Here is a 25,736-nt window from a genome sequence, read left to right as displayed (position 1 = left end):
CCGGTATGCGAGAATGAATTGCATACGAATTACAACGAGCCATGCCGCACGAAGACAGCCCCCCTGCTGCGCCCCCTGCGCCCCCCGCGCCGGCACCTGCCGGCACCGCGCCGCGCCGGCGCCCGAAGCCCGGCGAGCGGCGCCTGCAGATACTGCAGACCCTGGCCGCCATGCTGCAGGAGCCCGCGGCGGAGCGCGTCACGACGGCGGCGCTGGCGGCGCGGCTGGGCGTGAGCGAGGCGGCGCTGTACCGCCACTTCGCCAGCAAGGCGCAGATGTTCGAGGGGCTGATCGATTTCGTGGAGCAGAGCGTGTTCACGCTGGTGGGCCAGATCGTCGAGAGCGGGGGCGAGGAGGGCGACGCAGACGCCGGCAGCCGGCAGGCCGGGCGCATCGTTGCGCTGGTGCTGCAGTTCGGCGAACGCAACCCCGGCATGGTGCGCGTCATGGTGGGCGACGCGCTGGTGTACGAGCACGCGCGCCTGCGCCAGCGCATGAACCAGTTTTTCGACCGCATCGAATCCACCCTGCGCCAGTGCCTGCGCCCCGCTGCCGGCGCCGCAGGCTCGCAGACCCCCAGCGTGGACGCGCAGGTGCGCGCCAGCACGCTGGTGGCGTTCATGATCGGGCGGCTGCAGCGCTACGAGCGCTCGGACTTCCGCCGCCTGCCGGGCGAACTGCTGCAGCCCGCGCTGGCGCTCATGCTGTAGCAGCCCCACCCCCGCTGGAGATTCCCCCATGAAACTCGTCCGCTACGGCGCGCCGGGGCGCGAAAAGCCCGGCCTCATCGATGCCGAGGGCCGGCTGCGCGCGCTCGGCGCGCTGCTGCCCGACATCGGGCCCGCGCAACTGGGCGAGGCGGCGCTGGCGCGGCTGCGCCGCGTGCGGGCGGAGTCGCTGCCGATCGTGCGCGGCGCGCCGCGCATCGGCTGCCCGGTGGCGGGCATCGGCAAGTTCGTGGCCATCGGCCTCAACTACGCCGACCATGCAGCAGAGGCCGGCATGCCCGTGCCCCGCGAGCCCATCGTGTTCATGAAGGCCACGAGCTGCATCCAGGGCCCGGACGACGCGGTGATGCTGCCCAAGGGCTCGAAGAAGACCGACTGGGAGGTGGAGCTGGGCGTGGTCATCGGCACCCGCGCGCGCCACGTGGCGCGCAAGGACGCGCTGGCCCACGTGGCCGGCTACTGCGTGGTCAACGACGTGAGCGAGCGCGAATACCAGATCGAGCGCGGCGGCACCTGGGACAAGGGCAAGGGCTGCGACACTTTCGGCCCCATCGGCCCCTGGCTGGTCACGCGCGAGGAGGTGCCCCAGCCGCAGCGCCTGGAGCTGTGGCTAGACGTGAATGGCCGGCGCATGCAGACCGGCAGCACCCGCACCATGGTGTTCGGCGTGGCGCAGATCGTGAGCTACGTGAGCCGCTTCATGACGCTGGAGCCCGGCGACGTGATCGCCACCGGCACCCCGCCCGGCGTGGGCATGGGCATGAAGCCGCCGGTGTTCCTCAAGCAGGGCGACGCGCTGGAACTGGGCATCGAGGGCCTGGGGCGGCAGCGGCAGGCGGTGGTGGCGTTCAAGCCCTGAAGGGCGCGCAGTCCTCGAAACGGTTTACCCATGGGCGCATTTGCGCCGCCCGCCGCAAAATAGCATGCTCGTTCTTTTCCAGGCGGCCATGTCCACCCTCGTACCCATCGTTCCCCTCGCGCGTGAAAAGCGCGGGCCGCAGAAGGGCCGGCAGACCAAGGCCGCCATCGTCGATGCCGCCCTGGCGCTGGCCACGCAGATCGGGCTGCAGGGGCTGTCCATCGGCGCGCTGGCCGAAGTGATGGGCATGCGCAAGTCGGGCGTGCTCGCCCACTTCGGCTCGCGCGAGGAACTGCAGATTTCCGTGGCGCGCCAATACCATGTGCGGTTCGAGATCCACGGCCTGATCCTCGCGCTGCACTACGCGGCGCGCTTTCTCAAGACGCCCGGCTCCATCGCCCGCGCCAACCGCGGCTTCGACGACATCCTGGTGCAGTGTCAAACGCCAAGCAGCACTCGCATAAAACCGCGCCTTTTGACGCATGGCGGCGGTGCAAATCCGCGCGCTAGCGACGGCCATCGCTGTGGCTTGCGCCTTGCCCTGCGCCAAAACGCATTGCTTTATTGGTGCCGCCAAGCATCGAACACTGCGCTAGCGCGCCGCGGTGCCGCCGCGGCCTGACCCGATTCATCCAAGACCCATTCAGGAGCAGACGACATGCCCACCTATACCCCGCCCCTGCGCGACATGCAGTTCGTGATGCACGAGGTGCTGAAGGTCGCCGAGGAATTCAAGGCCCTGCCGCCCCACGCCGACGTGGACGCCGGCACCATCGACGCGGTGCTGCAAGAAGGCGGCAAGTTCGCCGCCGAGGTCATGCTGCCGCTCAACCTCGGCGGCGACGAAGAGGGCTGCACGCTCGACAAGACCACCCATGCCGTCACCACGCCCAAGGGATTCAAGGAGGCTTACGCCAGGTATGTGGAGGGCGGCTGGGCCGCGCTTTCGTGCGATCCGGCCTATGGCGGGCAGGGGCTGCCGTTCGTCGTCAACCAGAACTTCTACGAGATGATGAACTCGGCCAATCAGGCCTGGGCCATGTACCCGGGCCTGTCGCACGGCGCCTACGAGGCGCTGCGCGCGCACGGCACCGATGCGCAGAAGAAGCTCTACCTGCCGCGCCTCATCAGCGGCGAGTGGACCGCCACCATGTGCCTGACCGAGCCGCACTGCGGCACCGACCTGGGCCTGCTGCGCACCAGGGCCGAGCCCGTGCCGGGGGCTCCCGACGGCACCTGCCGCATCACCGGCAGCAAGATCTTCATCAGCGCGGGCGAGCACGACTTCACCGAGAACATCGTGCACCTGGTGCTCGCGCGCCTGCCCGATGCGCCCGCGGGCAGCAAGGGCATCAGCCTGTTCGTGGTGCCGAAGTTCCTGGTGAACCCCGATGGCAGCCTGGGCGAGCGCAACGCCATTTATTGCGGCGGACTGGAGCGCAAGATGGGCATTCACGGCAACGCCACCGCGCAGATGGTCATCGATGGCGCCATGGGCACGCTGGTGGGCCAGCCCCACAAGGGCCTGGCCGCGATGTTCGTGATGATGAACACCGCGCGCCTGGGCGTGGGCAACCAGTCGCTGGGCCTGACGGAAGTGGCCTACCAGAACGCCCTGGCCTATGCCAAGGATCGCATCCAGATGCGCAGCCTGTCGGGCGCCAAGGCCCGGGACAAGCCCGCCGACCCGATCATCGTGCACCCCGACGTGCGCCGCATGCTGCTGACCGCCAAGGCCTATGCCGAAGGCGCGCGCGCGCTGCTCAACTATTGCGCCCTGTTGCTCGACAAGGAGCAGCACCACCCCGATGCCAAGGTGCGCGCCGACAGTGCCGAACTGGTGGCGCTGCTCACGCCCATCGCCAAGGCTTTCGTCACCGACAACGGCTGGACCGCTACGGTGGCATGCCAGCAGGTTTTCGGCGGCCACGGCTACATCCACGAATGGGGCATGGAGCAGTTCGTGCGCGACGCGCGCATCAACATGATCTACGAAGGCACCAACGGCATCCAGGCGCTGGATTTGCTGGGCCGCAAGGTGCTGGGCGACAACGGCGCGTCGCTCAAAAAGTTCGGCAAGCTGGTGGCGAAGCTGGTGGAGGAGGAGGGCGTGAGCGAGAAGATGGCCGAGTTCATCAACCCGCTCGCCTACCTGGGCGACCAGATGACCAGGTTCACCACCGAGATCGGCTTCAAGGCGCTGGGCAACCCCGACGAGGCGGGCGCCGCTGCCGTGGACTACCTGCGCGTGGCCGGCCACCTGGTGTTCGGCTACTTCTGGGCCCGCATGGCGCAGGCCGCGCTGCGCGCCATCGAGGGCGGCAGCGCCGACCCGTTCTATGCCGCCAAGCTGCAGACCGCGCGCTTCTATTTCGCCAGGCTGTTCCCCGAGACGGCCACGCTCATGCGCACCGCGCGCGCGGGTGCCGGGGTGCTCATGGATACCGATGCCGCGCTGGCCTGATTCGGCCGGCCTGTTCATTTACAAGCGAAATCGCATGGAAACGCTTATTCCAAGGGCGGCGGCAGCTATCTTTTTGATAGTATCAGGCAGTGCCGCGCAGGCGCAGATGGGCCCGCTGGGCCTGTGGCGCAGCGTGGACGACAAGGTTCACGCCCATCGACGGGGCGGCGCGCGGCGCGCGCCGCGAAGTGCGCGGCTCCCTGGGCCCGTTCTGGCGCACGCAAACCTGGGTGCGCATCGCGGCCCCGCAGTGAATACGGAGAACCCATGACCACCAGGATGCTCGTGAGAAAAGTCGCCGTGCTCGGCGCGGGCGTGATGGGCGCGCAGATCGCGGCCCACCTCGTCAACGTGAAAGTGCCCGTGCTGCTGTTCGACCTGGCCGCGGATATGGCCCCCACGCTCCCCGCTGCGCGTGGTTCGCTGCCCCCCGGGGGGGCGGGTTGCGCCTTGGGGCGGCCCGGCGGTGGGGCCGGCCCCAAGAGCGCGATCGCGCTGAGGGCCATCGACAACCTCGGGAAGCTCAAGCCCGCGCCGCTGGGGCTGGCGGACGATGCCGCCCTGATCCAGCCCGCCAACTACGCGGAGCACCTGGCGCTGCTCCAGGAATGCGACCTGGTCATCGAGGCCATCGCCGAGCGCATGGACTGGAAGACCGCCCTGTACCGCCAGGTCGCGCCGTTCATCGCGCCGCACGCCATCCTGGCCAGCAACACCTCGGGCCTGTCGATCACGACGCTGGGCGAGGCGCTGCCCGAGGCGATCCGCCCGCGCTTTTGCGGCATCCACTTCTTCAACCCGCCGCGCTACATGCAACTGGTGGAGCTGATCGCCACGCCCGCCACGCGGCCCGAGGTGCTCGACCAGATCGAAACCTTCGCCACCCGCACGCTGGGCAAGAGCGTGGTGCGCGCCCGGGATACGCCCAACTTCATCGCCAACCGCGTCGGCGTCGCCGGCATTCTGGCGACCATCCAGGAGGCCGAAAAATTCGGCCTGGCCTACGACGTGGTGGACGACCTGACCGGCAAGCGCCTGGGGCGCGCCAGCTCGGGCACCTTCCGCACCGCCGACGTGGTGGGGCTGGACACCGTGGCCCACGTCATCCGCACGCTGCAGGACAACCTAGACGAGCAATCCGACCCGTTCCATGCCAGCTATGGCACGCCCGCGGTGCTGAAGACGCTGCTGGAGCTGGGCAACCTGGGCCAGAAGACCCAGGCGGGTTTCTACAAGAAGGTGGGCCGCGACATCCTGCGCTTCGACCTGGCCAGCCGCGGCTACGTGCCCGGCGGCCAGAAGGCCGACGAGGTGTATGGCCGCATGCTGAAGAAACCGGCCGCCGAGCGGCTGCGGCTGCTGCGCAACGCCGAGGGGCCGCAGGGCCGGTTCCTCTGGGCCATCCTGCGCGACGGCTTCCATTACGCCGCCGTGCATCTGCAAACCATTGCCGACAATGCGCGCGACGTGGACCAGGCCATGCGCTGGGGCTTCGGCATGCGGCAGGGCCCGTTCGAGCTGTGGCAGGAGGCCGGCTGGCTGCAGGTGGCCCGATGGGTGCAGGAGGACATCGATGCCGGCCGGGCGCTCTGCAGCGCGCCGCTGCCGCAATGGGTGTTCGACGGCCCGGTCGCCCAGGCGGGCGGCGTGCACACGCCCGAGGGCTCGTGGAGCCCGGCGCAGGGCGGCTTCGTGCCGCGCCGCGACCTGCCGGTCTATGGCCGCCAGGTCTTCCGCGAAGGCGTGCTCGGCGACGGCCAGGTGCCGTTCGGCCAGGCCGGCGCCACGGTGTTCGAGGACGACTCCATCCGCCTCTGGACGCTGCCCAGCCATGCCGGCGTGCTGATCGCGAGCATCCGCACGAAGATGCACGCCATCGGCCCCGGCGTGGTCGAAGGGCTGGTGCGCGCGGCGGAGCTGGCCGAGCGCGACTACCAGGCGCTGGTGGTCTGGCAGGGCGACGAGCCGTTCAGCGTGGGCGCGGATTTGCAGGCCATGCTGCCGGCGTTCGCCGTCGCGGGCGTCGACGCCATCGAGGGCGCGGAGCAGGAGATGCAGCAGTTGATGCTGCGCCTGCGCTACGCCGCGGTGCCGGTGGTGTCGGCCATCCGCGGCATGGCGCTGGGCGGCGGCTGCGAGCTGGCCGTGCATTCGGCGCGCCGGGTGGCGGCGCTGGAAAGCTACATCGGCCTGGTCGAGGTGGGCGTGGGCCTGGTGCCCGGCGCCGGGGGACTGACCTACATCGCGCGCCGCGCGGCGGAGAACGCGGCGGCCAGCACCGACCGCGATCTGCTCAAGTTCCTCGCCGAGCCCTTCAAGGCCGCGGCCATGGCCACCGTGGGCACCAGCGCGCTGGAGAGCCGCAGGATCGGCTACCTGCTGGACAGCGACGTGGTCGTGGCGCACAAGGACGAGCTGCTGTCCGTGGCGCTCAACGAGGCCGCCGCGCTGGCCGGGGCCGGCTGGCGCCCGCCGATGAAGCGCCTGTTTCCCGTGGCCGGGCGCAGCGGCATCGCCACCATCGAGGGTTCGCTGGTCAACCTGCGCGACGGCGGCTTCATCAGCGCGCACGACTTCCACATCGCCAGCCAGATCGCCACGGTGGTCTGCGGCGGCGACGTGGACGCCGGCACGCTGGTCAGCGAGGAATACCTGATGGCGCTGGAGCGCAAGGCGTTCTGCGGCCTCATCGTCCACCCCAGGACGCAGGAACGGATCATGGGCATGCTCAGCACGGGCAAGCCCCTGCGCAACTGAACGTGAACGTGAACGGCACGACGCGAAGGAACATGCACATGAAACAGCTACAGGACGCCTACATCGTCGCCGCCACGCGCACGCCCATCGGCCGCTCGCACCGCGGCTACTTGCGCAACACCCGGCCCGACGAGCTGCTGGCCACCATCGTGCGGGCCGCGCTGGCGCAGGTGCCGCGGCTGGACCCGGCGGCCATCGAGGACGTGGTCTGCGGCTGCGCCATCCCCGAAGGCCCGCAGGGCCTGAACGTGGCGCGCATCGGCGCCATGCTGGCGGGCCTGCCCGCCAGCGTGGGCGGCATCACCGTGAACCGCTTCTGCGCCTCGGGGCTGTCTGCCGTGCAGATGGCCGCGGACCGCATCCGCGTGGGCGAGGCCGATGTGATGGTCGCCGCCGGCGTGGAGAGCATGAGCATGGTGCCCATGATGGGCAACTCGCCCTCGCTGTCGCCCTCCATCTTCGCGCGCGACGGTGATGTGGGCATCGCCTACGGCATGGGCCTGACCGCCGAGCGCGTGGCGCGGCAGTGGAAGGTGGACCGCGCGGCGCAGGACGCCTTCGCGCTCGAATCGCACCGCCGCGCCATCGCCGCGCAGCAGGCCGGCGAGTTCGCCGACGAGATCACGCCCGTGGAGGTGACCGACCGCACGGCCAGCCTGGAGGCGGGCGAGTCCGTTGCCAGTACCCGCACCGTGCGTCTCGACGAAGGGCCGCGCGCCGACACCAGCATCGAAGGGCTGGCAAAACTCAGGACCGTGTTCGCCGCGCGCGGCAGCGTCACGGCGGGCAACAGCTCGCAGACCAGCGACGGCGCGGGCGCGCTGATCCTGGCCAGCGATGCGGCGGTGAAGCGCTTCGACCTCGCGCCGCTCGCGCGCTTCGTCAGCTTCGCCAGCAAGGGCGTGCCGCCGGCCATCATGGGCATCGGCCCCATCGAGGCCATTCCCGCCGCGCTGCGCAGCGCGGGGCTGCGGCAGGACGCGATCGACTGGATCGAGCTCAACGAAGCTTTCGCCGCGCAGTCGCTCGCGGTCATCCGCACCCTGGGGCTGGATGCGGCCAGGGTCAACCCCATGGGCGGCGCCATCGCGCTGGGTCACCCGCTGGGCGCCACGGGCGCCATCCGCGCGGCCACCGTGGTGCACGCGCTGCGCCGCCACAAGCTGCGCCACGGCATGGTCACCATGTGCGTGGGCATGGGGCAGGGCGCGGCGGGAATTTTCGAGCGGGTGTAGCGCGCACGACTGCGCACCGGCCGAAATGCCGGCACACTTGGCACCCCATGGAGACTACACCACCACACCCCTTCGATCAGGCGCTGGCGCTGCAGGCTGCCGCCCCGGGCCGCTGGCGCGGCCATACCAGCGCCGCTTACTGGAACATGGTGGGGCCGTTCGGCGGCATCACCGCGGCCACGCTGCTGCGCGCCGTGCAACTGCACCCGGACCTGCTTGGCGAGCCGCTGTCGCTCACCGTGAACTACGCCGGGCCGCTGGCCGAGGGCCCGTTCGAGATCGTGGCCCAGCCCGCGCGCACCAACCGCTCCACCCAGCACTGGACGCTCTCGATGCTGCAGCGCGACCCGCAGGGCGCCGACGTGCTCACCACCACCGCCACGGCGGTCACCGCCGCGCGGCGCGAGACCTGGAGCGTGTCGGACATGCCCATGCCCGCCGTGCCCGCGCCCAGCGAGGTGCAGCGCGTGCCCTTGTTCGAGGGCGTGGAGTGGGTCAACCGCTACGAGTTCCGCCCCGTCCACGGCGCCATCCCCACCGTCTGGAACGGCCAGGGCGAGGGCAGCGAGACCCGGCTGTGGATGCGCGACGGCGGCGGCCGCCCGCTGGACTTCTGCGCGCTCGCGGCCATGGCCGACATCTTCTTCCCGCGCGTCTGGCTGCGCCGCGCCACGCGCGTGCCGGCGGGCACCGTGTCCATCACCATCTATTTCCATGCCGGTGCGGCCCGGCTGGCCGAGACCGGCACGGGCTATCTGCTGGGCCGGGTGCGCGCGCAGGAGTTCCGCAACGGCTTTTTCGACCATAGCGCGCAGCTCTGGAACGAGGCCGGCAGCATGCTCGCCACCACGCACCAGATCGTTTACTTCAAGGAATAGCCCCATGGCGCAAGACATCCTCGTCCACACCGAAGCCGGCGTGGCCACCATCACGCTCAACCGCGTAGAGAGGAAGAACTCCCTCACCGCCGCGATGTACACCGCGCTGGCCGATGCCCTGCAGGCCGCAGGAGCCGACTCCGGCGTGCGCGTGGCGGTGGTGCAGGGCCATGCCACCATCTTCAGCGCGGGCAACGACATCGCCGATTTCCTGGATGCGCCGCCGGCCATGCCCGACGCGCCGGTGTACCGCTTCCTGCACGTCCTTGCGGCCTTCCCCAAGCCGCTGGTGGCGGCGGTGTGCGGCCCGGCGGTGGGCATCGGCACCACCATGCTGCTGCACTGCGACCTGGTGTACGCGGGCGACAACGCGGCGTTCTCGATGCCGTTCGTCAACCTCGGCATCTGCCCCGAGGCGGCATCCACGCTGCTGCTGCCGCAGATGCTGGGCTACCACCGCGCCGCCGAGGCGCTGCTGCTGGGCGAGCCCTTCATGGCCGAGGCCGCGCTGGAGGTGGGCCTGGTCAACCGCGTGGTGCCGCCCACCGAGGCCAATGCCGTGGCGCAGGCCCAGGCCCGCAAGCTCGCAGCCAAGCCGCTGTCGTCGCTGACGGTCACCAAGCGCCTCATGAAGCAGGGCCAGGCCGCGCAGGTGCAGGCACGCATGGAAGAGGAAGGCGCCATCTTCGGGCGCATGCTGCACGAGCCCGCCGCCCGCGAGGCATTCACCGCGTTCATGGCAAAGCGCAAGCCCGACTTCAGCGCGTGCTGAGGTCGTGTCGCCCGCGGGTGCTCCGGGCGCGGCAGGCAGGCATCCCCCGGAAGTCCGGACGGCACCTTGCGCAGTGCGCTGGCCCGGGCCATCCGCACGAACCCGGTGCTCCTGAAAATATAGCTGCAAGCGCCGCAGGCATGGCGGCCCATGCCACAATGTGGCCCGCAAACGCTGCTGCCTTTTGTCCCGCCCACAGCGTTCAGCCCCTGTTGCTCAGCTCCACACCAGGTACGCCATGGCCCACCCAACCATCACCTTGTTCTGTGTACTGGCCCCGATGGCCTGCGCCCTGGCAGCGCCACCTGCGGCGCCTGGCCCCACGGTCTGGACCAACACAATCGGCATGGCCTTCGTGAAAGTACCGGCAGGCAGCTTCTGGATGGGCAGTGGCGAATCCCCCGACACGCTGGCCCAGGCCTTCCCCCAGCTGGAGCGTGAGCGGTTCACCCAGCTCGCCGACGAAGCCCCGGTGCACCGCGTGCGCATAAGCCGCGCTTTCTATCTGGGGCAGCATGAAGTCACCGTGGGGCAGTTTCGCCGGTTCATCGAAGCCTCGGGTTACCGCCCGGAATCGGAGGCTGACGGCACCGGCGGCTATGGCTACAACCCCGACTACGACCCCGCCACCACGGCACGCGGCGATGCGTTTGAAGGACGCAACCCCCGCTACTCCTGGCGCAACCCGGGTTTCGCGCAGGATGAAACCCATCCCGTGGTCAACGTGACCTGGAACGACGCCCAGGCGCTGGCCGCCTGGCTGAGCCGCACCGAAGGCCACCACTACCGCCTGCCCACAGAAGCAGAGTGGGAATACGCCTGCCGCGCCGGCACCCGCACCCGCTACCCGCATGGCGATGCGCCCGCGGGGCTGGCGCAGGAGGCCAACGTCTTCGACCAGGCCGCCGCGCCCTATTGGCCGCGCTGGCAGCAGCATGCATTGGCCCGCAGCGACGGCTATGCCTTCACGGCGCCGGTGGGCCGTCTGGCCCCCAATACCTTCGGGCTGCATGACATGCTGGGCAACGCGTGGGAATGGGTGTCTGACTGGCATGGCGACAATTACTACGCCCAGTCGCCTGGCACCGACCCGCAAGGCCCCGCCGAGGGCAGCGTGCGGGTGCGCCGCGGCGGCTCGTGGCACACCTGGGCGTTCTATGCCCGCTGCAGCTACCGCAACTGGAACAGCCCCGACACACGTTACACGCTGGTGGGCATGCGGCTGGTGCGCGAAATCGGGCCGCGCTGAACGCCTGTCGACCCTCTGGGCGGCTGCACCGTCACCACCAGGCTGTCACCAAACCGTCATAGGGCCGCCTTCCTGGCAGGCGCTAATACCGTCTGAACTTGCGGAGAATTAATCGATGCTCAAGGAAAAAGCGGTTGCATCCCTGGGGCAGCCCTCGCTGCTGATGCCGGCGTGGATCAAGGCGGCCCTGGCAGCCAACGACCGGCTCAAGCTGTACCTGACCCTGCTTCAATCGGCGGCGCAGCATGCGTCAACGCCCGATGGGCCGGTGGGGCGCTGGGAAGAGGATATCGCGCACGCGGGGTTGCAGGACGCACCCTGGGCCCAGGAACTGGTAAGCGGCGCTTACTACGACGACGACCTGCTGATCCTGCCCCACATGGAAAACCTGCTGGAGGCCCTCTCCAACGACCTGTCCATCATGGCCCGCCCCGTGTGCGACACCGGGCAGGCCAGTGCCTCCGACATCGCCGGGCGGCGCGACTACTGGCTGCAGCAACTGCACACCCTGGCCGACAACGAAGGCTTGCCCCGCGCGGCATTGAATGAACTCACCCACGGCGACCGCCAGCGCGGCGACAGCCTGCACCTGCTGGTGATGGACCTGCACAAGCAGATCAATGCGTTGTCGAGCGAACTGGCCACCGAAGATATCGATGGCGCCCACGCCTGGCAGGTGAACGACGATGACCGGCCGCTGATCCGCGCCTTCATGCGCGGGCTGCACCGCACGGCCGCCCTGAAGTTCTCGCACCCCGGGCTGGACACCGCCGTCACGCGCGACGGCGAGCGGCTGCTGATCCAGAACGACATCGGCACCAACGACGTCCATGTGCTGGTGATCGAGGTGCAGGACAACACCATCTCGCTCACCTATTCCGACCTGCACCCGGGCCGCTTCGGCTTTTTCCGGCAGATGCTCGAAGACATGGGCTTTACCTGGCAGATTTTCGACCCCCGGGTCTCTGAAGGGCTCAACGCCGGCAAGCCCTACATGGTGGGCCAGGCCCGCCTGGAGGCGCAGAACAACGCCCAGCTACAAGCCGGCCTGGAGAACGTGGCCTCGCGCATCGTCTTCGTGATCGACTGGAACCGGGCCCGCAAGCGCCTGCAGCATTTCGTGGGCAAGTCCCAGGCCGTCGAGTTGCTCTCGCAGGCCGCGCGCAACGACTGGGGCCACATTGCCTGGCTGATGGCGGGGGCCGAGCGCCTGGTCTACAACGCCATGCAGTCCCTGGACATTGAGGCCTTCCAAGTGGGCGACCGGCTCGACGACGTGCTGGGCGAAGCCGTCGCCAGCGCCTATCTGCTGGAGCTGCTGCGCATCTCCAGCGTGCTGCTGCGCCAGCAGCAGCCCATATCGCTGGTGGCCGATGAAGCGCGCGTGCTGCTGGCGCGCGTGCTGCGCCAGCGCACCTTCGAATTCGACCTGCTGGCCGAGCACGCCGCCTTCACGCACGCGCTGGCCGAGGGCCTGTGCGATGCCCTGGAAAACCCCGGCGATGCCGCCCAGACCCAGGCCCAGGTGCTGCGTGCCAAGAACTGGGAGCGTCAGGCCGATCACCTGCTCATGGATGCCCGCGAGCGGGCCGAGCGCAGGCCCCGCTGGCTGCCGGTCGTGGACTGCCTGGCCAAAGCCGACGATGTGGCCGATGCGCTGGAAGAAGCCACCTTCATGCACTCGCTCACACTCATTCATCCAGCGCCCGGCTTGCCCGCTGACGTGCGCGCAGCGCTGTGCCAGCTGGCGGCCACCACCCTGGCCGCCATCCAGGACCAGGTCAAGGCCATCGAGATCGCCCGCCAGGTCAGCCAGCGGGCCGATGGCCCCGACAGCGAGCTGTTCCTGCAGACCCTGTGGCGCATGCTGCGCGCCGAGCGCCAGTGCGACGAACTGTTTCGCCAGGCCCGCACCACCATGGTCAAGAACCTGCACAACGCCCCGATGGACCTGATGCTGGCCAATGACCTGGCCGCCACGATTGAAAAAGCCACCGACAACCTGCTGCAGGTCGGCTATGCACTGCGCCAGATGGTGCTCAACAAAACAGGAATGTCGGCATGAAATCCAACTCCAGCCTGCCCAAGCATCTGTACCTCATCCACACGCCGGCCAGCCAAAACCTGCACAAGCCCTCGCGGGAAACCATGGGCTCCAAGGGCTACAACCTGCACCGCATGACCCAGGCCGGGCTGAACGTTCCCGCCGCGCTGGTCATTGGAACGTATTTCACCCACGCCCCGCAAAATTGCTTCCTGCCGGTATTCTCCGTGGGCCTGCACGCGCTGGAAGAAAGCACCGGCCTGCTGTTTGGCGACGAGCGCAACCCGCTGATTTTGTCGGTGCGTTCAGGCGCCCCGGTATCGATGCCGGGCATGCTTGAAACCCTGCTCAACATCGGCCTGAACGACCACACCCTGCCCGGCCTGGTGCGCCAGACCGGCAACCCCCGCATGGCCTGGGATGCCTACCGGCGCCTGGTGGCAAGCTACGGCGAGGTAGTGCAAGGGCTGCCTGCAGCGCTTTTCGAAGCCGAAATCAACCGCGTTACCCAGGGCGAGGACGAGCGGCTGCTCGACTTCAACCAGCTGCGCCAGCTCACGCGCAGCTTTCTGGCCATCTATGAAACCCATGCCGGCCGGCCCTTTCCGCAAGACGCACGCGAACAGCTCTCCGGCGCCATCGAGGCGGTGTTTGCCTCATGGAATGCCGACAAGGCGGTGGAATACCGGCGCATCAACCAGATCGACCACGACATGGGCACCGCCGTGATCCTGCAACGCATGGTGTTCGGTAACACCGGCGGGCATTCTGGTGCCGGCGTGGGCTTCACGCGCGACCCCAGCACCGGAGAAAACCGCCTGTGGGTGGACTTTCTGGCCAACGCGCAGGGCGAAGACGTGGTCTCGGGCCGGCGCAATGCGCACGGCCATGCCACCCTGGAGGCGGTGGCGCCCGATGCCTGGCAACAGCTGCAGGCCTCGGCCCACGCGCTGGAGCAGCATTTCAAGGACATGCAAGACTTCGAATTCACCGTGCAGGACGGCGTGCTGCACATGCTGCAAACACGCGACGGCAAGCGCACCCCGCTGGCCACCGTGCGCATTGCCCTGGACCTGCTCGATGAAGGGCTGATCGACAGCGCCGAGGCCTTGGCACGCACCCAGGCCATCCCGGAAGACAAACTGGGCACTGTGCGCATCGTCGCCAGCGACGACCCCGACAACGCCCCCACCCCGCTGGCCCTGGCCAACCCCGCCTGCTCGGGCGTGGCGTCCGGCGCCATTGCGCTGGACGCGCAGGCGGTGGATCGCCTGGTGCAGCGCAGCGTGCCAGCCATCCTGGTGCGCCAGGACGCCGAAACCAGCGACATCACCGCCATGCAAGGAGCGCAAGGCCTGCTCACCCAGCGCGGCGCCCGCACATCGCATGCCGCCGTGGTGGCGCGGCAGATGGGCAAAACCTGCCTGGTGGGCTGCACGGCGCTGCACATCGACGAAGCCGCGCGCACTGTGCAAATTGGCAGCCAGACCCTGGCCGAGAACGAGCTGATCACCCTGGACGGCAACGACGGTGCCATCTACGCGGGCCAGGCCACCAGCGCCCTGGTGCCCGACACCGCGCTGCGCGAGCGGCTGAAAGAACTGCGCAGCCAGCACCACGGCAAAAAGGCGCGCAACCATGGACGCTGATGATCCTGGAAACAGCAGTTGACCGCTTTGCATCCCTTGCCAGGCCGCATGCAATCGAGCGTTGCCGGCTTCGATGGGGTTCACCTCGCGGGTGAGAGCGCCATGCACCTGCCAGCACCGCGCTCGGCGCACCATGCGGCGTTGCTCCTCCTTGCGGGCAGCAAGCCCGCCGCGTCGTCGCGTCTTGCCTGGCACCCCGATCACGGCACCGGCAGGCGCATCCAACTGCCGTTTCCAGGATGATTTTTTGGGACGTCGAGCCCAAACATAACCCATCGCCTGGACTGGCTGTGCCGATCAGTCAAGGTTTCGCCCGGTTGCAGTTCAGCAACTGCCCATGGCCTCGCACGTGGACAGCACCGAGTTCGACCTGCTGGTCAGCGTCACCGAGCAGTAGCTGGCTGATCTGCGCGGCCTGTCGCCGCGCCGGCGGAATTGGTTACCGATCTTGCGCAATGCGTGGAGCTTTCGGCGCCGGCCCTGCGTAGGATTTCCTCACTTTTTGAAGGAGCTCCCATGGCCGTTCAGTCGCCGTTCTTCGGCAAGCGTGACTCCGAGGCGGGCACGCCCCCTGCGCGTTACCCCGGCAGCGCCGGCACCGCTTCCGGCGGGCTGGGCGGCGCCAGCCTGCCGGGCCATCCGCCGGCTGCCGCGCCCGCAACTGCGGTGCCCGCGAAAGAGGGCGGCAGCAAGCTCACCGTCGGCCCCAACATCAAGCTCAAGGGGGTGGAGATCACCGACTGCGACACGCTGGTGGTGGAAGGGCTGGTGGAGGCGACGATGGATTCGCGCGTGATCCAGATCGCCGAGCAGGGCGCGTTCCGCGGCTCGGCGGAGATCGACATCGCCGAGATCCGCGGCGAATTCAACGGCAACCTGACCGTGCGGGAGAAACTCGTGATCTTCTCCACCGGCAAGGTGAACGGCAAGATCCGCTACGGCAAGGTGGTGATCGAGGAGGGTGGCCAACTGGCCGGCGAGATCGAGTTCGGCGGCGCGGCGCGTCCCGCCGCATCCGCCGCGCCTGTTGCGCGCGCCCCGCTGGTGGCCTGAGCAGGCGGAGCCCTCGTCGCCCTGCTGGCTGGTCGCCGTGGTTCGGGCTGCGGCGCGCGTTCGTCAGTCGCGCGGCACGGGCCGCGGCTTGCCGTGCGCGTCGATGGCGACGTAGGTGAGCGTGGCCTGGGTGACCTTGACGTATTGCCCCTGGGCGTGGATGCGCTCGGCGTAGACCTCCACCTCCACCGTCATGGAGGTGCGGCCGACGTGCTTCATCTGGGCATAGAACGACAGCAGGTCGCCCACGCGCACCGGCTGCTTGAAGATGAACTCGTTGACCGCAACCGTCGCCATGCGCCCGCGTGCCTGGCGCGCGGGCAGCACCGAGCCGGCCAGGTCGACCTGCGCCATGACCCAGCCGCCGAAGATGTCGCCATTGACGTTGCAGTCCGCCGGCATGGGAATGACCTTGAGAACCAGTTCCCGGTCGCGGGGGAGTTCTACCGCCGGAAGGCTTGAAGAAGAGGACATGGGCACAATCTGCAAAACCATAGAAAGCCCGATTGTCCCGCATGCGCCACCACGGCGAAGCCGCCCCGTCCCCATCCACCCCGCCGCCTTCCAGTCCCGCGCCCGCACGCCCCGTGCAGACCGACTGGCAGGCGCTGCGCCGCCTGTTTCCCTACCTGTGGCACTACAAGTGGCGCGTGATCGCGGCCCTGCTGTTCATGGTGGGGGCCAAGCTCGCCAACGTGGCCGTGCCGCTGCTGCTGCAGCGGCTGGTGGACAGCATGACGCTGCGCCCCGGCGACCCGCGGGCCATGCTGGTGGTGCCGGTGGCGCTGCTGCTGGGCTACGGCGCGCTGCGGCTGATGACGTCGCTGTTCGCCGAGCTGCGTGAACTGGTTTTCGCCAAGGCCACGCAGGGCGCGGTTCGCAGCATCGCGCTGGAGACCTTCCGCCATCTGCATTCGCTGAGCCTGCGCTTCCACCTGGAGCGCCAGACCGGCGGCATGACGCGCGACATCGAGCGCGGCGTGCGCGGCATCGAGTCGCTGGTGTCGTATTCGCTCTACAGCATCGTGCCCACCATCATCGAGGTGGCGCTGGTGCTGGGCATCCTGGCGGTGCGTTTCGACGCCTGGTTCGCGGGCATCACCGGCTGCGCGCTGGTGCTGTACATCGCGTTCACCGTCTCGGTGACGGAGTGGCGCTCGCAGTTCCGCCGCCAGGCCAACGAGCTGGATTCCGCTGCCCATGCGCGCGCCATCGATTCGCTGCTGAACTACGAGACGGTCAAGTACTTCAACAACGAGGCGTTCGAGGCCCGCCGCTACGACGAGCGGCTCGAAAAACTGCGCCGCGCGCGCTTGAAGAGCCAGACCTCGCTGTCGCTGCTCAACAGCGGCCAGCAGCTCATCATCGCGGTGGCGCTGGTCGCGCTGCTGTGGCGCGCGACCGAGGGCGTGGCCCAGGGCCGCATGACGCTGGGCGACCTGGTGATGGTCAACGCCTTCATGCTCCAGCTCTACATGCCGCTCAACTTCCTGGGCGTGCTCTACCGCGAGATCAAGCAGAGCCTGATCGATCTGCAGAAGATGTTTACGCTGATGGAGCGCGAACGCGAGGTTGACGATGCGGGCGGCGCCCGGCCGCTGCGGCAACTGCAGGCGCCGCCCACCGTGCGCTTCGAGAGCGTTGGCTTCGCCTATGACCCGGCGCGGCCCATTCTGCGGCAGTTGAGCTTCGAGATTCCCGCAGGCAAGACGGTCGCGGTGGTGGGGCCGTCGGGCTCGGGCAAGTCCACGCTGGCGCGGCTGCTCTACCGTTTCTACGACGTGCAGCAAGGGCGCATCACCATCGCCGGCCAGGACATCCGCGCGGTGACGCAGGCCAGCGTGCGGCAGGCCATCGGCATCGTGCCGCAGGACACGGTGCTGTTCAACGACACCGTGGCCTATAACATCGCCTATGGACGCCCCGGCGCGACGCAGGCCGAGATCGAGTCCGCTGCCCGCGCGGCGCGCATCCACGACTTCATCGCCGGCACGCCTGCGGGCTACGAAACCATGGTGGGCGAGCGCGGACTCAAACTTTCGGGCGGCGAGAAGCAGCGCGTGGCCATAGCCCGCACGCTGCTGAAGGACCCGCCGGTGCTGATCTTCGACGAGGCCACCTCGGCGCTCGACTCGGCCAACGAGCGCGCCATCCAGGCCGAGCTGCAGGGCGTGGCCCGCAACAAGACCACGCTGCTCATCGCGCACCGGCTGTCCACCGTGGTGGACGCGCACGAGATCCTGGTGATGGAGGCGGGCCGCATCGTCGAGCGCGGCACGCATGCGCAACTGCTGGCGCAGCAGGGCCGCTATGCGCGGATGTGGGAGTTGCAGCAAAGCGGGGCCGAAGAGTCCGCGGCCGCGCAAGAGATGGATGCGGTGCACAGTCACGGCTCTGGCGGCGCTGGCCGCATGTTCGTCTCACCCGCATGAAACCGCTGCTTCTCATCCGCAACGCCGTTTCCAAAGAACACCGCGCGGTCATCTACGCGCCAGACCACGCGCAGCGCGCGCAGGCCATCGCGCGGAGCGGCGAGTCTGTGCAGGCCCCGTGTGCTCACTATCGGCAGCGTGGGCCTTGCGGCGGCGGAGATGGATGCGATGCCCCGGCGCTCGTTCGCCGGTGCGCTGGGCGCGGGCTACGAGAACATCGATAGCGCGCGCGGCAGCGTGGGGGATACGGCGGCGCAGGGCTGGATGTGTACGAAAGCGAGCCGGAGCCGCCCGCCAAACTGCTCGATCTGCCCAACGTCGTGCCCACGCCCCACGTGGCTGGCTGGTCGCCCGAGGCGGTGCGGGCATCGGTGGGCCGCTTCGTCGAGAACGCGCGCCGCCACTTCGCGGGCGAGGCGCCGATGTCGCCGGTCTGAGCGTACCGAGGCGCGTGCCGCCTGCACGCATGAACCCCGGCGCGGGCCCCGGCCAGTGCCCCCGTGGAGCCGGCTTTGCCGGTCCGCCGGAGCGTTTCCTTGAGGATGGGAGCGGCTCGCGCAGCAGCGAACAGGCATCAGGGGCGCGGGTCCATAATGCGCGGCCATGGAAACCAAATGGCTTGAGGATTTCATCAGTCTGGCCGAGACGCGCAGCTTCAGCCGCTCGGCCCAACTGCGGCACGTGACGCAGCCCGCGTTCTCGCGGCGCATCCAGGCGCTCGAAGCCTGGGCGGGGGCGGACCTGGTGGACCGCAGCTCCTACCCCACGCGCCTCTCGCCCGCGGGCGAGACGCTCTACAAGCAGGCGCTGGAGATGCTGCAGGCGCTGCAGACCACGCGCGCCATGCTGCGCGGCCATGCCAGCGCGGGCAAGGACGTGATCGAGTTCGCCGTGCCGCACACGCTGGCCTTCACGTTCTTCCCGACCTGGGTGTCGAGCCTGCGCGAGAAGTTCGGCCCCATCAAGAGCCGCCTGATCGCGCTCAACGTGCATGACGCGGTGATGCGGCTCGTGGAAGGCAGTTGCGACCTGCTGATCGCCTACCACCACAATGCGCAGCCGCTGCAGCTCGACGCCGACCGCTACGAGATGGTGAGCCTGGGCCAGGAAGTGCTGGCGCCCTACGTGAAGCCCGACGCGCAGGGCCAGCCGCTGTACCAGTTGCCCGGCCGCGCGGGCCAGCCGCTGCCCTACCTGGGCTATGCGCCGGGTGCCTACCTGGGCCGGGTGGTGGATGCCATGCTCACGCAGCACGGCGTGGCCATGCACCTCGACCGCGTGTACGAAACCGATATGGCCGAGGGTCTCAAGGCCATGGCGCTCGAAGGGCATGGCATCGCGTTCCTGCCGCTGAGCGCGGTGCGCAAGGAACTGCGCACGCGCCGCCTGGTCAGCGCCGCGCCGCTGATCCAGCCGCCGCTGGAGATCACCATGGACGTGCGCGCCTACCGCGAGCGGCCCAGCGATGCATCGTCCAAGGAGCCCAAGGAGCCCAAGGGGCTGGCGCAGGCGCTGTGGGCTTACCTCGCCCGCCACAATGCCCCGAAGTAGTGCTTGCGCCGGAGTGGGTAGGTTATAAATAATTTGCATGACACCGCCTATGAAACGGCATTGGCGTTTCGTGAAACCGACATTTACAGTTCGCGCCATCGCATTTTTTGATGGTGCCCCATATGCCGTTTCGATTCAGCACAGCGCGTGATTGCTTCCAGGCATCCCGGCATGCGGCGAACTCCGTGGAAGAGGCGGTTTTCGAATGATCCTGGAAACGGCAGTTGGATGCGCCTGCCGGTGCCGTGATCGGGGTGCCAGGCAAGACCGGGCGACGCGGCGGGCTGGTGCCCGCAAGGAGGAGCAACGCCGCATGGCGCGCCGAGCGCGGTGCTGGCAGGGGCATGGCGCTCTCACCCACGAGGTGAACCCCATCGGCGCCGTCAACGCTCGATTTCATGCGGCCTGGCAAGGGATGCAAAGCGGTCAACTGCCGTTTCCAGGATGATGGGCATGCTTCCTGCTTGTTCGTCCCGCAAGGCTTTGGCGGCTTGCGGCGCGCGGCCACTGGGCCTTGGCTGAAACGCTTTTTCCAGCCGAACAGTGGGGCGCAACATGATTCAACCAACTTTCATCGCGGGCGTGCGTATCGCTGCATTTGCGGCCCTGGCAACCCTGGGGGGGCTGTCGCAGGCCGGCGAGTTGGATCGCATCCGCGACGCCAAGTCCATCACGATCGCCCACCGCGATGCATCGGTCCCGCTGTCTTACGTGGACGACCAGCAGCGCCCCATGGGCTATGCAGTGGAGATCTGCCAGCGCATCGCCGAGGCCATCAAGCAGGAGCTCAAGCTGCCGAGCCTGGAGGTCAAGTACCTCGCGGTCACATCGGCCAGCCGCATCCCCACCATCGCAGAGGGCAAGGCATCGCTCGAATGCGGTTCCACCACCAACACCGCCGAGCGCCGCAAGCAGATCGACTTCACCATCCCGCATTTCATCGCCTCGTCGCGTTTCATCGTGCGCGCCGATTCCCACATCGACCGCGTGGAAGATCTCGCGGGTCGCACCGTCGTGTCCACCAAGGGCACCACCAACATCAAGACGCTGGAGCGCGTCAACAACGACAAGATCCTTGGCATGAAGATCATCGCTGCGTCTGACCATGCGCAGGCCTTTTCCATGGTGGCCGACGGACGCGCCGATGCGTTCGCCATGGACGACATCCTGCTCTACGGTCTGCGTGCGACTTCCGGCAATCCGGCCAAGTACGCCGTCATCGGCAAGCCCATGACCATCGAGCCCTACGCCATCATGCTGCCCAAGGACGACCCGGCGTTCAAGAAGGTCGTCGACCAGGAGATGCGCCGCCTGATCCAGAGCGGCGAGATCAACCAACTCTACGACAAGTGGTTCCTCAAGCCGATCCCGCCCAAGGGGATCACGCTGGATCTGCGCATGCCCTTCATGCTGCGCGAGTCCTTCAAGTTCCCAAGCGACAAGGTGGGCGATCTGGTGATCAACTAGCGCCGCCTCTGCCAAAGTTCCCTCTCGCCAATGGGGCGCCGGCACTCCGTGTGAACGGAGCGCTGGATTGCTAGCAGGCCGGAAACGGAATGTGTCCGAGTGCGCTACATTGGTTCATCTCTACCCCAAGCTTCAATCCAAGGAGATTCTCATGAAGAAGCAAGTACTGGCCATCGCTATCGCTGCACTCGCAATGGGCAGCGCATTCGCACAGGAAAAGGACACGCTCGCCAAGATCAAGTCCACGGGCAGCGTGAGCCTTGGCGTGCGCGATTCGTCCGCGCTTTCGTATACCCTGGGCAACGGCAAGTATGTGGGCTTCCATACCGAAATGGGCGAGCGCGTCCTGGCCGACATCCAGAAGCAACTGGGCCTTGCCAAACTCGACATCAAGTACACCCCGGTCACCTCGCAGAACCGCATTCCGCTGGTGCAGAACGGCACCGTGGACCTGGAATGCGGCTCCACCACCAACAATGCCGCGCGCCAGAAGGACGTGTCGTTCGCAGTGACCACCTATGTGGAAGAAGTGCGCATCGCGGTGAAGGCCAATTCCGGCATCACGGGCATCAAGGACCTGTCCGGCAAGACCATTGCCACCACCACCGGAACGACCTCGGTGCAGACGCTGCGCAAGAACGAGCGCGCCATGGGCATCGACTTCAAGGAAGTGTTCGGCAAGGACCACTCCGACAGCTTCCTGCTGCTTGAGTCGGGCCGCGCCGATGCGTTCGTGATGGACGGCTCCATCCTGGCGGCCAACATCTCCAAGTCCAAGAGCCCGGCGGACTTCAAGATCGTCGGCGAGGTGCTCAGCGTCGAGCCCATCGCCTGCATGCTGCGCAAGGACGATCCGGCCTTCAAGAAGGCCGTCGACGACAGCATCATCCGCCAGATCAAGGATGGTTCGCTGGCCAAGCTCTACGACAAGTGGTTCATGCAGCCCATCCCCCCGGCCAACACGAAGATCGGCCTGCCGATGTCCGACGCCACCAAGGATGCCTGGGCGAATCCCAACGACAAGCCGATGGAAGAGTACGCCAAGAAGTGATCGTGTCACGGTGACAATGGAGCCCGCCAATGCATTGGCGGGCTTTTTTTGGTTCAGTCTTGCCCGCTGGCCAACGCGCATGGATGATGATGTTTGACCTGATCTTGAAAATACCCATGGAGCCTTCCTTATGAGTTGGGACTGGCAAGTCTTTCTGCAGGACCCGGGGGGGAAATATCCGACCTATCTGGAATGGATGCTGTCCGCCTGGGGCTGGACCGTCTCGGTGTCGCTGCTGGCACTGCTGCTGGCGCTGGTGTCGGGCGCCATCGTCGGCACGCTGCGCACGCTGCCCGACAGCCCTGTCTGGGTGCGGTTCGGCAATGCCTGGGTCGAACTGTTCCGCAACATACCGCTGCTGGTGCAGATATTTCTGTGGTACCACGTGCTGCCGGCCATCATCCCGGTGCTCAAGAACGTGCCGAGCTTCGTGCTGGTGGTGCTGGCGCTGGGCTTCTTCACTTCGGCGCGCATCGCCGAGCAGGTGCGCTCGGGCATCCAGGCACTGCCGCGCGGGCAGCGCTATGCGGGCATGGCGCTGGGCTTCACCACGCCGCAGTACTACCGCTACGTGCTGCTGCCCATGGCGTTGCGCATCATCCTGCCGCCGCTTACCAGCGAGACCATGAACATCTTCAAGAACTCGTCGGTCGCGTTCGCGGTGTCCGTTTCGGAACTGACCATGTTCGCCATGCAGGCCCAGGAGGAAACCTCGCGCGGCATCGAGGTCTACCTGGCCGTGACCGGCCTGTACGTGATCTCCGCGTTCGCCATCAACCGCATCATGGCCTTCATCGAGAAGAAGACGCGCGTGCCGGGCTTCATCGTCGCGAGCAGCGCCGGGGGAGGCCACTGACATGCTGAACCTCGACCTTTCGTTCTACAACTGGGACATCATCGGCAACTTCGTCCTCAAGGGCTTCTACTTCAGCGTGGCGCTCACGGTCATCTCCACGCTGGGGGGCATTGTCTTCGGCACCCTGCTGGCGCTCATGCGGCTGTCGGGAAAGACGGCGCTCGTGGTGCCGGCCACCATCTACGTCAACGGCATGCGCAGCATTCCGCTGGTGATGGTGATCCTGTGGTTCTTCCTGCTCGTGCCTTTCTTCATCGGCCGGCCCATCGGCGCCGAATGGTCGGCGGTGGTGACCTTCGTCGCGTTCGAGGCGGCCTACTTCAGCGAAATCATGCGTGCGGGCATCCAGTCCATTGCGCGCGGCCAGGTCTTCGCGGGGCAGGCCCTGGGCATGACCTATGCGCAGAACATGAAGATCGTCATCCTGCCGCAGGCGTTCCGCAACATGCTGCCCGTGCTGCTCACACAGACCATCATCCTGTTCCAGGACACGTCGCTGGTCTATGCCATCGGCGCCTACGACATGCTCAAGGGCTTCGAGACGGCGGGCAAGAATTATGGCCGCCCCATCGAGGCATACCTGCTGGCTGCTGTCGTCTATTTCATCATCTGCTTCGGGCTGTCCGCGCTGGTCAAGCGCCTGCACAAGAAAATCGCCATCATTCGTTGAGCGGGGGAAAAATGATCGAACTCAAGAACGTATCCAAGTGGTATGGCAGCTTCCAGGTACTGACCGACTGCTCCACCAGCATCAACAAGGGCGAGGTGGTGGTGGTCTGCGGCCCCTCGGGCTCGGGCAAGTCCACGCTCATCAAGACCATCAACGCGCTGGAGCCGTTCCAGAAAGGCGAGATCTGGGTCGACGGCGTTCCCGTGCACGACCCCAAGACCGACCTGCCCAAGCTGCGCAGCCGCGTGGGCATGGTGTTCCAGCACTTCGAGCTGTTCCCGCACCTCTCGGTGACCGAGAACCTCACCATTGCGCAGATCAAGGTGCTGGGCCGCAGCGCGGAAGAGGCCAAGACGCGCGGCCTCAAGATGCTCGACCGCGTGGGCCTGATCGCCCACAAGGACAAGTTCCCCGGCCAGCTCTCGGGCGGCCAGCAGCAGCGCGTGGCGATCGCCCGCGCGCTTTCCATGGACCCGATCGTGATGCTGTTCGACGAGCCCACCTCTGCGCTCGATCCAGAAATGGTGGGCGAGGTGCTCGACGTGATGGTCGGTCTGGCCAAGGAAGGCATGACCATGATGGTGGTCACGCATGAAATGGGTTTCGCACGCAAGGTCAGCAACCGCGTGATCTTCATGGACGTGGGCGGCAAGATCCTGGAAGATTGCTCGCGCGACGACTTCTTCGGCAACCTCGACGCCCGCCAGCCGCGCACCAAGGATTTCCTCAACAAGATCCTGCAGCACTGAGGCTGCGCGGGGCATTCCCCGCCGTGCCCGGCCTGTTGGTGCTTGCCTTTCTGGCGGGTTCACTGCTGGCCGCGCTGGCCCGGGCCGATGGCACGCTCGACAGGGTTCGCAGCCGCCGCGAAGTGGTCGTCGGTTACCACACCGCGGCGGTGCCGTTCTCGCAGAGCCTGCCCGGGCAGGCGTTGCCCGTGGCGATGAAGGTGTGAGGGGCTGCGGCTACGGTTTACGCGCCGCGATGGATTTCTCCGCCGCATTCACCAGATCCGCACCCACCGCGGTTTTCCACTTGTCGTAGACGGGCCGCGTGGCCTTCACGAATGCCTCGCGCTCGGCGGGGTTCAGCTCCGTCACCGTCACGCCCTGGGCCGCGATCTCCTTGAGCAGCGGCTTGCCGGGCTCCACCATGCCCTTGCGCGCGATACCGATCTCCTCCTTGCCGGCGTCGACGGCGGCTTGGCGCACGATCTCACGGTCGGCGGGTGTCCAGGAGTTCCACACCTCCTTGTTCACCACGAAGATCAGCGGATCGGCAATGTAGCCCCACATCGTGACGTACTTCTGCGCCACCGTGTACAGCTTGGCCGCCATGTAGACCGAGATCGGGTTCTCCTGCCCGTCCACGGCGCCGCTGGCCATGGCGGGTTGCGCATCGGCCCAGCTCATCTGCGTCGGGTTGGCGCCCAGCGCGGTGAAGGTCTCCAGGAACAGCGGCGAGCCCACCACGCGGATCTTCAGGCCCTTCAGGTCCTCGGGCGTGCGGATGGCGCGCTTGGAGTTGCTGATCTCGCGGTAGCCGTTCTCGCCCCAGGCCAGCGGCAGCACGCCCGCGCGCTCGATGGCCTGGAAGATCTGCTGGCCCACCTCGCCCTGCGTCAGCGCGTCCACTGCGGCGTAGTCGGGCATGAGGAACGGCAGCGAGAACAGGTTGAGCTGCTTGACCTGTGGCGACCAGTTGATGGTCGAACCCACGGCCAGGTCGATCACGCCCTGGCGCAGCGCGGTGAACTCGCGCGTCTGGTCGCCCTGCACCAGCGCGGTGCCGGGGTAGAGCTTGATGTTGATGCGGCCCTGTGTGCGCTCGCGCACGAGGTTGGCCCAGATCTCGCCGCCCTTGCCCCATGGGAACGCGGGGCCGAGCACCAGCGACATTTTGTACTCGGGCTTGTAGCTGCTCTGCGCGGCAGCGCCTTGGGGCAGGCCGGCGATGGCCGCGGCGGCGAGCGCCAGGGCCAGCAGGGAGCGTCGTGGTTGCATGAAAAGTCTCCTTGAGTT

The 25,736-nt window shown here is 67.6% G+C and carries 23 protein-coding genes and 2 pseudogenes; 22 read left to right on the top strand and 3 right to left on the bottom strand.

Annotated elements, in window-relative coordinates; all coding sequences use genetic code 11:
- The first annotated feature begins 41 nt into the window (after positions 1-41).
- From slmA to PY257_RS14395, 13 genes and pseudogenes are all read left to right on the top strand, one after another.
- A complete protein-coding gene (slmA, locus tag PY257_RS14455; RefSeq protein ID WP_275743058.1) occupies positions 42-710 on the top strand; it encodes a nucleoid occlusion factor SlmA in 669 nt (222 codons plus the stop codon).
- A 28-nt stretch (positions 711-738) separates the two neighbouring features.
- Positions 739-1,587, top strand: coding sequence for a fumarylacetoacetate hydrolase family protein (locus PY257_RS14450; protein WP_275743056.1), 849 nt, complete (start codon positions 739-741; stop codon positions 1,585-1,587).
- Between the two features lie 88 nt (positions 1,588-1,675).
- Positions 1,676-2,023 (top strand): annotated as a pseudogene (locus tag PY257_RS14445) (TetR/AcrR family transcriptional regulator); the annotation flags it as partial.
- 222 nt (positions 2,024-2,245) lie between these two features.
- On the top strand, positions 2,246-4,051 hold the full coding sequence (locus PY257_RS14440) for an acyl-CoA dehydrogenase C-terminal domain-containing protein (protein ID WP_275743052.1): 1,806 nt from the start codon (positions 2,246-2,248) through the stop codon (positions 4,049-4,051).
- A gap of 267 nt (positions 4,052-4,318) precedes the next feature.
- On the top strand, positions 4,319-6,808 hold the full coding sequence (locus tag PY257_RS14435) for a 3-hydroxyacyl-CoA dehydrogenase/enoyl-CoA hydratase family protein (protein ID WP_275743050.1): 2,490 nt from the start codon (positions 4,319-4,321) through the stop codon (positions 6,806-6,808).
- 38 nt (positions 6,809-6,846) lie between these two features.
- Complete coding sequence (locus PY257_RS14430) at positions 6,847-8,043, top strand: acetyl-CoA C-acyltransferase (RefSeq protein ID WP_275743049.1); 1,197 nt, start codon at positions 6,847-6,849, stop codon at positions 8,041-8,043.
- Positions 8,044-8,090: 47 nt separating this feature from the next.
- The gene (locus PY257_RS14425; protein WP_275743047.1) at positions 8,091-8,921 is read left to right on the top strand and encodes an acyl-CoA thioesterase; all 831 of its coding nucleotides are present in this window, start codon (positions 8,091-8,093) and stop codon (positions 8,919-8,921) included.
- Between the two features lie 4 nt (positions 8,922-8,925).
- Entirely contained in the window at positions 8,926-9,693 is a 768-nt protein-coding gene (locus tag PY257_RS14420) for an enoyl-CoA hydratase (protein WP_275743045.1), read from the top strand.
- Positions 9,694-9,931: 238 nt separating this feature from the next.
- Complete coding sequence (locus PY257_RS14415) at positions 9,932-10,942, top strand: formylglycine-generating enzyme family protein (protein ID WP_419095721.1); 1,011 nt, start codon at positions 9,932-9,934, stop codon at positions 10,940-10,942.
- 115 nt (positions 10,943-11,057) lie between these two features.
- Positions 11,058-13,007 carry a phosphate transport regulator gene (locus PY257_RS14410; RefSeq protein WP_275743043.1) on the top strand — a complete coding sequence of 650 codons (1,950 nt, stop codon included), beginning with the start codon at positions 11,058-11,060 and terminating at the stop codon, positions 13,005-13,007.
- Positions 13,004-14,635 (top strand): PEP/pyruvate-binding domain-containing protein, encoded by a 1,632-nt coding sequence (locus tag PY257_RS14405; RefSeq protein WP_275743041.1) that lies wholly within the window; start codon positions 13,004-13,006, stop codon positions 14,633-14,635. Before PY257_RS14410 ends, PY257_RS14405 begins: the two co-directional genes overlap by 4 nt.
- 48 nt (positions 14,636-14,683) lie before the next feature.
- Positions 14,684-14,878: a hypothetical protein gene (locus PY257_RS14400; protein WP_275743039.1), complete on the top strand. Its 195-nt coding sequence runs from the start codon at positions 14,684-14,686 to the stop codon at positions 14,876-14,878.
- 273 nt (positions 14,879-15,151) lie between these two features.
- Positions 15,152-15,688, top strand: a complete 537-nt coding sequence (locus PY257_RS14395) for a bactofilin family protein (protein WP_275743037.1) — start codon at positions 15,152-15,154, stop codon at positions 15,686-15,688.
- Positions 15,689-15,751: 63 nt separating this feature from the next.
- On the opposite strand, the gene PY257_RS14390 is transcribed toward PY257_RS14395, so the two are convergent.
- Positions 15,752-16,162, bottom strand: a complete 411-nt coding sequence (locus PY257_RS14390; RefSeq protein WP_275743035.1) for an acyl-CoA thioesterase — start codon at positions 16,160-16,162, stop codon at positions 15,752-15,754.
- Positions 16,163-16,203: 41 nt separating this feature from the next.
- Between PY257_RS14390 and PY257_RS14385 the strand changes: the two genes are divergently transcribed.
- The 3 genes and pseudogenes from PY257_RS14385 to PY257_RS14375 all read left to right on the top strand — a co-directional run bounded on the left by PY257_RS14385 (position 16,204) and on the right by PY257_RS14375 (position 19,671).
- The gene (locus tag PY257_RS14385) at positions 16,204-18,120 is read left to right on the top strand and encodes an ABCB family ABC transporter ATP-binding protein/permease (protein ID WP_275743209.1); all 1,917 of its coding nucleotides are present in this window, start codon (positions 16,204-16,206) and stop codon (positions 18,118-18,120) included.
- Positions 18,121-18,359: 239 nt separating this feature from the next.
- A pseudogene (locus PY257_RS16285) lies at positions 18,360-18,557 on the top strand (NAD(P)-dependent oxidoreductase); the annotation flags it as partial.
- 166 nt (positions 18,558-18,723) lie between these two features.
- Positions 18,724-19,671, top strand: a complete 948-nt coding sequence (locus PY257_RS14375; protein ID WP_275743034.1) for a LysR substrate-binding domain-containing protein — start codon at positions 18,724-18,726, stop codon at positions 19,669-19,671.
- A 383-nt stretch (positions 19,672-20,054) separates the two neighbouring features.
- On the opposite strand, the gene PY257_RS14370 is transcribed toward PY257_RS14375, so the two are convergent.
- The gene (locus tag PY257_RS14370; RefSeq protein ID WP_275743032.1) at positions 20,055-20,228 is read right to left on the bottom strand and encodes a hypothetical protein; all 174 of its coding nucleotides are present in this window, start codon (positions 20,226-20,228) and stop codon (positions 20,055-20,057) included.
- Between PY257_RS14370 and PY257_RS14365 the strand changes: the two genes are divergently transcribed.
- The 6 genes from PY257_RS14365 to PY257_RS14340 all read left to right on the top strand — a co-directional run bounded on the left by PY257_RS14365 (position 20,227) and on the right by PY257_RS14340 (position 24,670).
- Positions 20,227-21,138: an amino acid ABC transporter substrate-binding protein gene (locus PY257_RS14365; protein WP_275743030.1), complete on the top strand. Its 912-nt coding sequence runs from the start codon at positions 20,227-20,229 to the stop codon at positions 21,136-21,138. The genes PY257_RS14370 and PY257_RS14365 overlap by 2 nt on opposite strands.
- 151 nt (positions 21,139-21,289) lie before the next feature.
- Entirely contained in the window at positions 21,290-22,189 is a 900-nt protein-coding gene (locus PY257_RS14360; protein WP_275743028.1) for an amino acid ABC transporter substrate-binding protein, read from the top strand.
- Between the two features lie 130 nt (positions 22,190-22,319).
- Positions 22,320-23,045: an amino acid ABC transporter permease gene (locus PY257_RS14355; protein WP_275743026.1), complete on the top strand. Its 726-nt coding sequence runs from the start codon at positions 22,320-22,322 to the stop codon at positions 23,043-23,045.
- Position 23,046: 1 nt separating this feature from the next.
- Complete coding sequence (locus PY257_RS14350; protein ID WP_275743024.1) at positions 23,047-23,715, top strand: amino acid ABC transporter permease; 669 nt, start codon at positions 23,047-23,049, stop codon at positions 23,713-23,715.
- Positions 23,716-23,726: 11 nt separating this feature from the next.
- On the top strand, positions 23,727-24,464 hold the full coding sequence (locus PY257_RS14345) for an amino acid ABC transporter ATP-binding protein (protein WP_275743022.1): 738 nt from the start codon (positions 23,727-23,729) through the stop codon (positions 24,462-24,464).
- Between the two features lie 23 nt (positions 24,465-24,487).
- Positions 24,488-24,670 carry a hypothetical protein gene (locus PY257_RS14340; protein WP_275743020.1) on the top strand — a complete coding sequence of 61 codons (183 nt, stop codon included), beginning with the start codon at positions 24,488-24,490 and terminating at the stop codon, positions 24,668-24,670.
- Between the two features lie 10 nt (positions 24,671-24,680).
- Here PY257_RS14340 and PY257_RS14335 read toward each other — a convergent pair whose 3' ends face one another.
- Entirely contained in the window at positions 24,681-25,718 is a 1,038-nt protein-coding gene (locus tag PY257_RS14335) for a DctP family TRAP transporter solute-binding subunit (protein WP_275743018.1), read from the bottom strand.
- Positions 25,719-25,736: the final 18 nt, after the last annotated feature.

Source organism: Curvibacter soli, assembly GCF_029211125.1.
In the GTDB taxonomy this organism is placed as follows: domain Bacteria; phylum Pseudomonadota; class Gammaproteobacteria; order Burkholderiales; family Burkholderiaceae_C; genus Curvibacter_A; species Curvibacter_A soli.
The sequence above is the reverse complement of the archived record's forward strand: the minus strand, read 5'-3'. Positions and strand labels throughout refer to the sequence as shown.

What these genes read in the sequence shown, in the direction of transcription:
- PY257_RS14355 (WP_275743026.1), top strand. Translation starts at nt 22,320, where the DNA reads ATGAGTTGGGACTGGCAAGTCTTTCTGCAGGACCCGGGGGGGAAATAT.
- PY257_RS14360 (WP_275743028.1), top strand. Translation starts at nt 21,290, where the DNA reads ATGAAGAAGCAAGTACTGGCCATCGCTATCGCTGCACTCGCAATGGGC.
- PY257_RS14400 (WP_275743039.1), top strand. Translation starts at nt 14,684, where the DNA reads ATGCAATCGAGCGTTGCCGGCTTCGATGGGGTTCACCTCGCGGGTGAG.
- PY257_RS14385 (WP_275743209.1), top strand. Translation starts at nt 16,204, where the DNA reads ATGCGCCACCACGGCGAAGCCGCCCCGTCCCCATCCACCCCGCCGCCT.
- slmA (WP_275743058.1), top strand. Translation starts at nt 42, where the DNA reads ATGCCGCACGAAGACAGCCCCCCTGCTGCGCCCCCTGCGCCCCCCGCG.
- PY257_RS14375 (WP_275743034.1), top strand. Translation starts at nt 18,724, where the DNA reads ATGGAAACCAAATGGCTTGAGGATTTCATCAGTCTGGCCGAGACGCGC.
- PY257_RS14365 (WP_275743030.1), top strand. Translation starts at nt 20,227, where the DNA reads ATGATTCAACCAACTTTCATCGCGGGCGTGCGTATCGCTGCATTTGCG.
- PY257_RS14435 (WP_275743050.1), top strand. Translation starts at nt 4,319, where the DNA reads ATGACCACCAGGATGCTCGTGAGAAAAGTCGCCGTGCTCGGCGCGGGC.
- PY257_RS14345 (WP_275743022.1), top strand. Translation starts at nt 23,727, where the DNA reads ATGATCGAACTCAAGAACGTATCCAAGTGGTATGGCAGCTTCCAGGTA.
- PY257_RS14410 (WP_275743043.1), top strand. Translation starts at nt 11,058, where the DNA reads ATGCTCAAGGAAAAAGCGGTTGCATCCCTGGGGCAGCCCTCGCTGCTG.
- PY257_RS14430 (WP_275743049.1), top strand. Translation starts at nt 6,847, where the DNA reads ATGAAACAGCTACAGGACGCCTACATCGTCGCCGCCACGCGCACGCCC.
- PY257_RS14370 (WP_275743032.1), bottom strand. Translation starts at nt 20,228, where the DNA reads ATGTTGCGCCCCACTGTTCGGCTGGAAAAAGCGTTTCAGCCAAGGCCC.
- PY257_RS14335 (WP_275743018.1), bottom strand. Translation starts at nt 25,718, where the DNA reads ATGCAACCACGACGCTCCCTGCTGGCCCTGGCGCTCGCCGCCGCGGCC.
- PY257_RS14425 (WP_275743047.1), top strand. Translation starts at nt 8,091, where the DNA reads ATGGAGACTACACCACCACACCCCTTCGATCAGGCGCTGGCGCTGCAG.
- PY257_RS14450 (WP_275743056.1), top strand. Translation starts at nt 739, where the DNA reads ATGAAACTCGTCCGCTACGGCGCGCCGGGGCGCGAAAAGCCCGGCCTC.
- PY257_RS14440 (WP_275743052.1), top strand. Translation starts at nt 2,246, where the DNA reads ATGCCCACCTATACCCCGCCCCTGCGCGACATGCAGTTCGTGATGCAC.
- PY257_RS14405 (WP_275743041.1), top strand. Translation starts at nt 13,004, where the DNA reads ATGAAATCCAACTCCAGCCTGCCCAAGCATCTGTACCTCATCCACACG.
- PY257_RS14395 (WP_275743037.1), top strand. Translation starts at nt 15,152, where the DNA reads ATGGCCGTTCAGTCGCCGTTCTTCGGCAAGCGTGACTCCGAGGCGGGC.
- PY257_RS14420 (WP_275743045.1), top strand. Translation starts at nt 8,926, where the DNA reads ATGGCGCAAGACATCCTCGTCCACACCGAAGCCGGCGTGGCCACCATC.
- PY257_RS14390 (WP_275743035.1), bottom strand. Translation starts at nt 16,162, where the DNA reads ATGTCCTCTTCTTCAAGCCTTCCGGCGGTAGAACTCCCCCGCGACCGG.
- PY257_RS14350 (WP_275743024.1), top strand. Translation starts at nt 23,047, where the DNA reads ATGCTGAACCTCGACCTTTCGTTCTACAACTGGGACATCATCGGCAAC.
- PY257_RS14415 (WP_419095721.1), top strand. Translation starts at nt 9,932, where the DNA reads ATGGCCCACCCAACCATCACCTTGTTCTGTGTACTGGCCCCGATGGCC.